Below are 9,373 nucleotides of genomic sequence, written 5' to 3' on the forward strand. Positions count from 1 at the left end.
CGTTCCCCCTGCGGAGTTCGGTATGCCAGCCCCATCCTCCGGAAGGTGTCGGCGCTCTTGAGCTGCCGTGCAATGTTCCGGTGCAGGGCTCGGAAAAAAGACAGCTAGGAACGTCATTTGAGGCTGCGGTTTAGCCGCCAATGGAGGTGAAAGGCGACATCAAATCCACTGTCCAGTAGATACCCACCGGGGAATATGGCAGATGGTGGGCAGAAGGCCGGAGCCCTTGAGTCGGATTTGAGATGCTAACTGTGGACGATTCACCAAAGCCGCCTGGCAAACATTCACTCGTGTTAGTCCCACCAGAGTTGGGCGATGGTCGTTCCTGAGGGTGTTGTTGAGAGCACGGTGAACTCATCACAGGCCCCCTGAACATCGTCGATCATCTTAGGTAGGTCTGCGATGGCTAGGGTCATGGTTGCATCGTCGGTATCGGAGAGATGTAAAGGAACTGCCCCCGCTTCGAGGTACCAACGGCGCAAGATAACGCTCAGGGCTGTCCTGCTTCCCCAGTTATCGGCACCTTCCCATTCAAGATGGGCAATAACATCACCTGGATACGCCAATCGCATGGCGATCAGCGTCCCACCAACATCAGGGATCGGGCTCTCATCGGGAAGCTCAAGTCCAGAGGTGACAAGGGCTTGTGCAGGTGTGTCGTTGCTGGGTAAGGAAAATTCGGCTCTGGCATCATTCTCGCCAAGACTATCTAGCTCCTGGGCTGAGCAGTCATCATCCTCGGAGAGGGCTTCCCATTCAGAGGCGAGGTCATCGGCGTCTAGAAGATCGCCACCGATAACGAAGGCATGCCAACTACTACCTTGGGCGTTGAGAGTTTTCTGGATACTCCAGGCTGATTCACCCGTGATATCAGGACCCCACACGGCGACTTCCTCCCGCGAGGGGCCCAGCACCATGTGGGGTGTATCCAGACCGAGGTCCGTGGTCGCATCGCTCAAGGGGTGTTGAGTGTTCATCGGTTTACCGGGTCCATTCTGGTCTGAGCGATCTACTCTGCGGGGTGTGGGGATGGCGCTGTTCTTAGTTGCTGAGGTCCATTCGTTCTCTTACCTCTGCGAGGGTCAAGGAGGTCCCAGGCGTTTGCATTTCTGAGGCGTTGGTGACCAGAATCGACGGCCCCGGATAGAACTCTGGATCAAAGGGATGCAGCCCCAGGGCTGCGCAATACCGTTTGAGCATGTCCAGAGTGAACCGGTCACGAATTTTCCTACTGGTATACGCATCAACTTCCTCGAAATCTAGGACCGGCTTGTCATCGGCATAGAAGGACCAGCGCGCCCCATCCTGACTCAAAGAAATAGCACGCACACAATTCAAGGGAGTACCTACAGGCCCGTATAGCTCGAACTGAATCGCACCCCAAGGCCCGCGTGAGGCATCTTTTGATGGTGGAACCGAACTAACAAATAGTCCATGACAACCCATAGTCTCGGCTAAGTAACTGACAGCGGCCTTCTGAGAACTTCCTTGGTGGTGGCAGTTAAGGAAGGCGGTCCATTCTGGGTTGCTCGTGGCCACCAGCAGCTCTCTGGATGTCCACCCATTAACCAGAGGTTCAAGTTTCAGCACGTTATCCTCAAACCCACCAGGAAAACGTTCTTGCCTAGCCGAACCATGGATAGCCACACGCCATTGTTCTAAGGCCTGCGCAACCTCACCTAAAGGCGCCTCGAGGAAGCCAAGACCGGAGGTAATGGGGACATAACGGTCATTCAATAGCGTCACGCCACAAGCCTTTCAAAAGGATAATGTATTCTCTGAGCAAGACCCAGCCGGCGGGATCATTGAGCCAGTCTGACACGAGGAAGTCTCGGCCGCACGCAAAAGCCATTCTTGCCTCGAATAATCTTGGCTCAAACCCACCTGATCAATGCCGTCCACTGTCCCGTAGAGCGTTCCTCAATTGAAATTCGTGGGCCTCTGACGAATGCTTAGCCGCGCACGTAGAGTGTGCTCATGGGCACGAAAAACCTGAAGGTCACTGGCGTTGACCCTCGATATGTCAGCGAGGAAGAGCCCCGTCCCGTTTATAGGGTGGACTTCTGGGACGAAACCCGCGCCAGCTACGAGAACCGTCTGGAGAACGCGAAAAGCATTGACGATGTCCTGGCGTGGGCAGAAGCTAACCGTCGTGGACGCTACGTCGTGATCTGGGTCGAGTACAGCTACGAAGGCGGCACCGGCATGGCTCGGCTGCGCGGATGGGAACCAACACAGGAGGGCTCACCCTCGGCTCAGGACCCCTTCTTCCTGCAATGACTGCACAGTCATGCTGACCTTCGACAAAAAGAAACACGCTCCTGCCCACTATCGTGCCCGCTCAGCGTTCGGCTTCCGGGCACGGCACACGCTCCCGACTGGGTGGCGGTTGCCACATACTGGCGGCGTAAAGTAGCCCTATGATCCTCCCCGCAGTTCGCGACTCTCGTCTCGTGAGCATCCGCCGTGGTGGGACGCTCACCGAAACCGACCACAAACTTCTCGCGGTATGGGCGGCCATCTGCGCCGAACATGTGCTGCCTTTGTTCGAGGAATCGAATCGAGGAGACTCCCGACCTCGTGAGGCAATTGAAGCGGCACGGGCTTGGGCTCGCGGCCAAACAAAGATGATGCACACCCGTGCGGTCGGCGGGCATGCCATGGGCGCTGCCCGCCCTTTGAGCGGCGCTGCGCGCTTTGCGGCGTACGCAGCGGGTCAAGCTGCCTGCGTTGCTCACGTTCCTGAGCACGACCTCGGTGCCGCGGCCTACGCCATCAAAGCGGTTCAGTCCACAGCTCCTCGCGGAAAGGAACAACAGGCAGGCCAGACTGAGCGTGACTGGCAGCGACGCCAGATTCCCGGCAGTCTTTACGACCTCGTTCTGGAAGACCAAACCCGCCGCAACGATATTTGCTGGTACGTATTCAACGACTGAAACCTCGACGAGCTAGCTTCGCCCGGTAGAGGTTGGTCTTGCGAAACGCCACCTTCATTACGGCTTCATACTTGCATGTGGCACACTCCTCGTTGTGAAGAACATCGATTTGACTGGACAACTGATCTGCCACGGCGACGAAGAGATTGCCGTCGTCATGGAGTTTCTCCCTCGACACGTCGAACTGACTCACGCTGAACCTGGCTGCATTTCTTTCGAGGTGAACCAGACTGACGATCCACGAGTGTGGGATGTCGCCGAGCGCTTCCGGGACGCTGACGCTTTCCGTTCCCACCAAGCGCGGGTCAAGGCCAGCGCGTGGGGACGCGCGACGTCAGGCATCAAACGAAGCTATTCCGTAACGGGCCTGTAACCCCGGACAGCCATGGATCCGCCTTCCTCGACGCTTCCTTTTCCTTCGGTGGTGTTCGCCCGTTGAAGATTCCTCTATTTGGACGCCTCCACACCCAGTAATCGGGCTGCTTTGATCACGAGCGCATTGATGACTTTTCCGCGACGGCGGCCAGAATGGTGTCGTAGAGCTCGTCACCAAGCAATCGATCGTCGTGGGCCCGCCCCACGTCGTCAAAGGAACCGTCCGTGGAGAACCGCAGATCATCAAAGTAATCGTGCTCCCGCTTTTCGTGAACCACGTAATCCCAACGTGTCAGTTCGTCAATGAGTTGCTCCCGGGTCAGCTGCCCCACCGCGTACCGTTGGCACACCTCGTAGGGGTCTGCACCTAAGAATCCATGCCGGACTGGACTCACCGTTCTTGCCGTTTTCAGTGCAGAGGACAGGCTGGGCTGGCTAATGCCCAGCGCCTTGGCCCATTCCCGTTGCGTACCACTCAGAGACGCCAGACGGGAAAGCTCCCGTCGATAGTCCAGCTGGTTCAGGTGAACCTGCTGCCGTAGCGTCCTAGCCCGTCCTGCCTCTGTAGAGTAATCAGCTACCACCACTCCAACCACCTCCTATAGAACACCCTATCAAGGTAAATTTGAGGGTATCTATGCTCAGTCGTAATCGGACTAATTTGCCGCCGACCGACGGTTCAGTTCATATCCTCCTACATGCAGCGGGGATGACATTTTGCGTCGCGAAAGCACGACCATGCCACGAAGCGATTCATAGCTTTTTGCGAGGCATGCGAAAGAATAACGTCCCGCAGGAGGTTCCCTGAGGGAACTTTGACGTACAGAAGCGGACTTCGGACACTCAGTACAGTCGCCTTCGAAAAATGACATGCACCTCGAACTGGCCAGCCCTCCAAAATCGGTCGTTTTTGGCCAAGCTTTCCTGTAGGTGTCACCAAGGGCAATCGAGGAGGTTGCAGCGCGCTGGCAGGAACAAGGCCTCAAGAGATTGTGTACAAATCCTTGAAGCACTGTTGGGCAGTCTAGGGTGATTGGAAAGGAACAGGGGAAAGCGAATGAGCTCTAGCCTCGAGATTTCATGGCGGTATGACTTCGCGGCGTCATTAAAGCCTGAAAGGTGCCTCTGACATGGGAAAATGTAGTTACCACACAACATTTTCTACATGGTTTCAGGAGCACCTTGCAGGTGAATAACATTACCGGCTTTTACCCTTCTGTTCGAGTTGATGCCACCGGCGACGGTGTCGTGTCCCAGGGCGGCGGGATCGTCCTGACGGAAATGCTGAAGGCTTCCGGACTGACCACCGGCTTGGCGGAAGCGCTGGAGCCGTGGCGTAAGCCGTTCGCCACACACAATCCTGGCAAGATCCTCACTGATCTGGCGTTGTCGATGGCCACGGGCGGAGACTTTGTGTCCGATATCGACCGGCTCCGCAACCAGCCCGAAGTCTACGGGCGGATCGCCTCGGATCCCACAATCAGCCGCTTGTTTAAGGTCTTGGCCACTGTGCAACCGGCCAAGGCGTTGGTGGCAATCAACAAGGCCCGGGCCGTATCCAGGGCGCATGTGTGGGAGAAGGCCGGGGACGCTTCTCCCTTGCACGGCGTCAGTAGGAAGAATCCCCTGGTCATCGACCTTGACGCTAGTTTGGTGAATTCGCATTCGGAGAAGGATGATGCCCGGCCGACGTGGAAGAAGGGCTTCGGCTTCCACCCGCTGTGTTCCTTCATTGACCACGGCCTTGCAGGTACCGGTGAGCCCTTGGTGACGTTGTTGCGGCCCGGTAATGCCGGCTCGAACACGGTCGCTGATCACATCCAGGTCGTTAAGGATTCCATCAAGCAGTTGCCGAAGGGGTGGCGCTCTGGACGGAAGATCATGATCCGCACCGACTCTGCCGGTGGCACCCACGGGTTCCTGGATTGGCTCACCGATAAGCGCCGCAACTTCTCCTACTCCGTCGGGTTCCCCATCCACGGTGCCGTGGCAGAGGTGCTGCCTTTGGTCCCGAAGAAGGGCTGGTCTCGGGCCTACGACAGTGACGGGACTGAAAGAGACGGTGCCTGGGTTGCCGACATCACCGGCATGCTCGATCTGAAGTCCTGGCCTGCCGGGATGAGGGTCATCGTGCGTAAGGAAATCCCGCACGTGGGCGCGCAGTTGCGGATCACCGACATCGACGGACACCGATACACAGCGATTGCAACGAACCAGGAACATGGCCAGCTCGCTGATCAGGAAGTCCGCCACCGGCTCCGTGCCCGGTGTGAGGACAGGATCCGCAATGCCAAGGACAGCGGTTTCGCGAACCTTCCCTTCAAGTCCTTCACCGCCAACGAGCTCTGGTGCCATGTCGTCATGATGGCCACAGAACTCATGGCCTGGACCCAGATGATCGGCTTCAACGACAGCAAAGCCCGGCGGTGGGAGCCAAAGAAGCTCCGTGCCCGGCTCTTTGAAATCGGCGGGAAACTCGCCAAACACGCACACCAAACAACCCTGCACCTGGCCTCCTCAGCGCCGGATGCTCGGCTGCTACTTACTGGAGTGAAAAGGATCGCGGCACTGAGCCCGCCATAACCGGCAACCTGCCGCCCGTCAGCACTCACCCAGAAAAGCAAGAACCAGCACCACCGTGACCGGTGTGGAACCGTCACCGACAACCGCCCTCAAGGTCAGCGGTCAAAATGTCACACCCAGATGCCAAAATCAGGAGAGTCAGGCAGCCGGTAAGCCCTGATTCACCAGAATCCCCACGTCATGAAAGTTCGAGGCTAGGCGTCGAATGAAACCCAAATTGGCCGGACTGGCTATCTTAGCGTCTGTACTAGTCGGCTGTGCCCCATCCTCAGAGGAGACACTCACCGCTACTGGTTTCCATAATGTAGGCACGACAGCGGAGTCCACTATATGGGTCGCTGGAAAACCGAATGTGGACGGCGATTACGAGGTTAAGGTCACCGGCAAGCTTAACGGCTTTTGTAACGGTTCTGTCCTCGCCGCCGTCGGCACACAAATCTGTAATATGGGGGAAACAGATCGCGATTCTATCTTCATTATTGGTGCACCTGATGTCGCCACGGGTGGAAGCTTGACTCTGACAGATGAAACGATCGTGTCATTAGCTGCATTTGATATACCGGGTCGTAGCGATCTGAAAATCGTCGTAGGAATCGCCCCGCCAAACACTGGGGCGAGTTTTATTGATGTTCAGTTCACTACAGCCAGCGGCGAAATCTTGAATCGCCAGGGTAACCCCATGGCTGATGCAGAGTCTCTGGTCGGGGGCCCGAGTTAGGCGAGCTTGAGGGCACCGTAGACATTTCTGGCAGTGTGTCCAGTGAGCCCAAGGCACTGAATATGGGGCGCAGGTTGGTATTCGCTGTCCCAGCCAACGTTCCCCTAGCGGAGATCGGAAGTCGCTGCTGGCGGGTGGGCACCGGAGCCCAAACCGTCATGAATCTTGCGGCTTGTTGGCGGAATTAGTTTTAGGGTTCCTAGCTGTCGGCATTGACTAAGGGTGACAATTGCGTTGGCCGGGGTGAACTGCTTCTGCCGGTTCGGATAGTCAACCAGACGACCAGTACCAGGAGGCTCACGGTTGTGGTGAGGGACAAGATATTGATGCCGCCCCAGCCCAGGCCTTGAAGTAGCCAGGCGGCTGCGAAGGATCCCGTTGCTGAGAGTGCGGCGGTTGTTCCGTCAGTGAAGCCTTGAAGTTTCGCTCCCCGCCCTTGGGGATAGGACTGGAGCAGCAGTGCCGATCCGGCAATGAATAGAACGTTCCAGCCGACCCCAACAAGCATCATTGTCGCCGTCATGGCCCATCCAGTGCTCGAGATCACCCCTATGACGCACGCACTGGCCACAATGAAACACCCCGCGGCGTTGGTCATGAGCATTCCAAACCTCTTGAGAAATAGTGCGCTGAGTGCGGACGGGGCGAACATCCCTATGAGGTGCCATTGGATCATTGTTGCTCCCATGGCAGATCCGTGGCCTGCCTGGTCGTTCGCCAGCGGGCCTGCGGCCATGAGGAGCGTCATGACGAGTCCGGAACCGGCCAAGACAAGAACTGCCTGTTGAAACTGCGGACTGGCGACACGGTCTCGAATCTGGATCGCCGGCTGTTTGTGTTCGACGACGGCGCCAGTTGCTGGTGGCATGGACGCGGCAAGGATGAGCGCGAGAACTCCTAGGACTCCTATTAGCAGGCAGGATCCCACATAAGGCTGCCCGCCGACTTGTGAGGCGGCGATGGCGGCGAAAGGTCCCAGTGCCGCTGCAATGATCCCGCCGTACATCACCAGCGCTAACGCGCGTTCACGCTTGGTTGGCGGAGCATATTCTGAGGCCACGAAACGCAGAAACCCGCCCACGGCCCTGTATCCGCCGGTCAAGGCAGCCCCCACGCAAAACAGGGTGAAGGAGTGCGATGCTACGGCGATCGCCGAAAGTACCCCGCCAATAATTGCCGTGAGCGCCCCAACAACCATGACTGTCCGGTACCCAAAACGGGAGGCCGCATGACCGGCAAGGAACGAGCAGGCCGTTCCGACCACAACAATCAGACTCAACGGCAGAGTCATCAATGCCGGGATGGGCGTCAGAGACATTCCCACCAATCCGGTAAGGGTCAGCTCGATACTGACAATCATGTAATAGCAGGCCTGGGCGGCGACGAGGCGGATGAGTAGGTTACGAAAGCGTGGACGCGGTGTGGTCATGAATCCACAATTCCATTGGGCAAACGAGCCAACCAGTGGCAGGATAACCACTATGCAAAAGAATCCAGACAATCTGATCAAAGGTACTGCTGATCCCGCGAAAGACCTTGGTCGGATCAAGGTCGCGGTCCTTGCATTGCCGGAGGTCCTTGCACTGGATTTTGGCATTCCCATCCAAATCCTCGGAAGGAGCGCACCCGGCCTCTACGACGTAGCAACATGCTCCCCGGGCGGGAAGCCAGTGCCAGCGTCGGGCGGGTTTTCAGTGCTCCCGGACAGGGGGCTTGACCTGCTCGGTGAAGCAGACACGGTGATCGTTCCCGGATTCACCAGGTCCCGGGATGCGCTCCCGGACGATGTGCTGGTTGCACTGGTCGAAGCCCATCAACGAGGGGCGAGGATGGTTTCGATCTGTACGGGCGCCTTTGCACTGGCCCAGGCAGGAGTCCTGGATGGGCTCTCGGCCACCACCCATTGGGGTTCCACTGCCGATCTCGCCAGTCTCTATCCGCAAGTCACCGTGGATGAAAATGTTCTCTTCGTTGATAATGGTCAAGTGCTCACCTCAGCCGGTGTCGCAGCAGGAATCGACCTCTGCCTCCACTTGGTTCGGAGCGACTGGGGAGCCGCCCAGGGAAACCAGACAGCCCGATCTATAGTTTCCGCGCCTCGCCGCGAAGGCAGCCAGTCACAGTTCATTGAACACCGGAGCATGTATGGCAACTCGGACCAGCCAACCGACGTCGCAGCCGCCATGGAATGGGCAACAAAACACATGCACGAAGCCGTTACCATCGCTGACATCTGCGCCGCGGCGGCACTTAGCGAAAGAACGCTCTCCCGCCGATTTATCACCCATGCAGGAACCACGCCCATGAAATGGCTGGCAATTCAACGCGTCGAACGAGCCAAGGAGCTACTGGAAACAACAGCAGCCCCCATCGACAGAATCGCTGCCTCAGTCGGACTGGGAACAGGAGCCAACTTCCGCCAAATCTTCAAGAAGACCACATCCCTCACCCCCAGCCAATACCGACATGCCTTCAACGAAGGCCCCGAGATGCACCCTGACAGTGAGGCAACAGCACACACCCCACCCGAATAGTCCCGCAGAGAGTTCCCCAGCGGTCAGCCCAACAGATCTCAAAGATACTGTCGCCTCAAGTGATCCGGCCGGCCTGTGGTCGACCGGCTTGCGGGACGGTTCTGAACTCCGATCCGGACAGACCCCTTACCGGACGCAGGTGGTTGTTTTGGCCCTGCTCCCGTTCCTTTTTAGGGGTATAAACCCAGGGCTCCTGATATCACGATTTAATTGATGAGAGCCGGCGG

At 57.6% G+C, this 9,373-nt stretch carries 10 protein-coding genes; 6 read left to right on the forward strand and 4 right to left on the reverse strand.

Going from position 1 to position 9,373, the window contains the following annotated elements:
* Nucleotides 1–293 precede the first annotated feature (293 nt).
* Together RY113_RS18130 and RY113_RS18135 are read right to left on the reverse strand one after the other, a co-directional pair.
* On the reverse strand, nucleotides 294–977 hold the full coding sequence (locus tag RY113_RS18130; protein ID WP_315915777.1) for a hypothetical protein: 684 nt from the start codon (nucleotides 975–977) through the stop codon (nucleotides 294–296).
* 64 nt (nucleotides 978–1,041) lie between these two features.
* A complete protein-coding gene (locus tag RY113_RS18135; RefSeq protein WP_315915778.1) occupies nucleotides 1,042–1,746 on the reverse strand; it encodes a hypothetical protein in 705 nt (234 codons plus the stop codon).
* A 231-nt stretch (nucleotides 1,747–1,977) separates the two neighbouring features.
* Here RY113_RS18135 and RY113_RS18140 point away from each other — a divergent pair, with 231 nt between their 5' ends.
* From RY113_RS18140 to RY113_RS18150, 3 genes are all read left to right on the forward strand, one after another.
* Nucleotides 1,978–2,280, forward strand: coding sequence for a hypothetical protein (locus tag RY113_RS18140; protein ID WP_315915779.1), 303 nt, complete (start codon nucleotides 1,978–1,980; stop codon nucleotides 2,278–2,280).
* Nucleotides 2,281–2,420: 140 nt separating this feature from the next.
* Complete coding sequence (locus RY113_RS18145; protein ID WP_315915780.1) at nucleotides 2,421–2,936, forward strand: putative immunity protein; 516 nt, start codon at nucleotides 2,421–2,423, stop codon at nucleotides 2,934–2,936.
* A 94-nt stretch (nucleotides 2,937–3,030) separates the two neighbouring features.
* The gene (locus RY113_RS18150; protein ID WP_315915781.1) at nucleotides 3,031–3,309 is read left to right on the forward strand and encodes an antibiotic biosynthesis monooxygenase; all 279 of its coding nucleotides are present in this window, start codon (nucleotides 3,031–3,033) and stop codon (nucleotides 3,307–3,309) included.
* Nucleotides 3,310–3,424: 115 nt separating this feature from the next.
* Here the strand turns inward: RY113_RS18150 and RY113_RS18155 are convergent, their stop codons facing one another.
* Complete coding sequence (locus tag RY113_RS18155; RefSeq protein ID WP_315915782.1) at nucleotides 3,425–3,898, reverse strand: hypothetical protein; 474 nt, start codon at nucleotides 3,896–3,898, stop codon at nucleotides 3,425–3,427.
* A 601-nt stretch (nucleotides 3,899–4,499) separates the two neighbouring features.
* Here RY113_RS18155 and RY113_RS18160 point away from each other — a divergent pair.
* Complete coding sequence (locus RY113_RS18160) at nucleotides 4,500–5,894, forward strand: IS1380 family transposase (RefSeq protein WP_110107303.1); 1,395 nt, start codon at nucleotides 4,500–4,502, stop codon at nucleotides 5,892–5,894.
* 205 nt (nucleotides 5,895–6,099) lie between these two features.
* The gene (locus tag RY113_RS18165; RefSeq protein WP_315915783.1) at nucleotides 6,100–6,612 is read left to right on the forward strand and encodes a hypothetical protein; all 513 of its coding nucleotides are present in this window, start codon (nucleotides 6,100–6,102) and stop codon (nucleotides 6,610–6,612) included.
* A 199-nt stretch (nucleotides 6,613–6,811) separates the two neighbouring features.
* Here the strand turns inward: RY113_RS18165 and RY113_RS18170 are convergent, their stop codons facing one another.
* Nucleotides 6,812–8,041, reverse strand: a complete 1,230-nt coding sequence (locus tag RY113_RS18170) for an MFS transporter (RefSeq protein ID WP_315915784.1) — start codon at nucleotides 8,039–8,041, stop codon at nucleotides 6,812–6,814.
* A 52-nt stretch (nucleotides 8,042–8,093) separates the two neighbouring features.
* On the opposite strand from RY113_RS18170, the gene RY113_RS18175 reads away from it, so the two are divergent.
* Nucleotides 8,094–9,146, forward strand: a complete 1,053-nt coding sequence (locus RY113_RS18175) for a DJ-1/PfpI family protein (protein ID WP_315915785.1) — start codon at nucleotides 8,094–8,096, stop codon at nucleotides 9,144–9,146.
* The last annotated feature ends 227 nt before the right edge of the window (nucleotides 9,147–9,373 follow it).

Source organism: Arthrobacter sp. lap29 (genome assembly GCF_032458965.1).
GTDB classification, from domain to species: domain Bacteria; phylum Actinomycetota; class Actinomycetes; order Actinomycetales; family Micrococcaceae; genus Specibacter; species Specibacter psychrochitiniphilus.

Excerpts from the sequence above, each read along its gene's own strand:
- RY113_RS18130 (WP_315915777.1), bottom strand. The coding sequence starts at position 977 with ATGAACACTCAACACCCCTTGAGCGATGCGACCACGGACCTCGGTCTG.
- RY113_RS18140 (WP_315915779.1), top strand. The coding sequence starts at position 1,978 with ATGGGCACGAAAAACCTGAAGGTCACTGGCGTTGACCCTCGATATGTC.
- RY113_RS18145 (WP_315915780.1), top strand. The coding sequence starts at position 2,421 with ATGATCCTCCCCGCAGTTCGCGACTCTCGTCTCGTGAGCATCCGCCGT.
- RY113_RS18165 (WP_315915783.1), top strand. The coding sequence starts at position 6,100 with ATGAAACCCAAATTGGCCGGACTGGCTATCTTAGCGTCTGTACTAGTC.
- RY113_RS18170 (WP_315915784.1), bottom strand. The coding sequence starts at position 8,041 with ATGACCACACCGCGTCCACGCTTTCGTAACCTACTCATCCGCCTCGTC.
- RY113_RS18175 (WP_315915785.1), top strand. The coding sequence starts at position 8,094 with ATGCAAAAGAATCCAGACAATCTGATCAAAGGTACTGCTGATCCCGCG.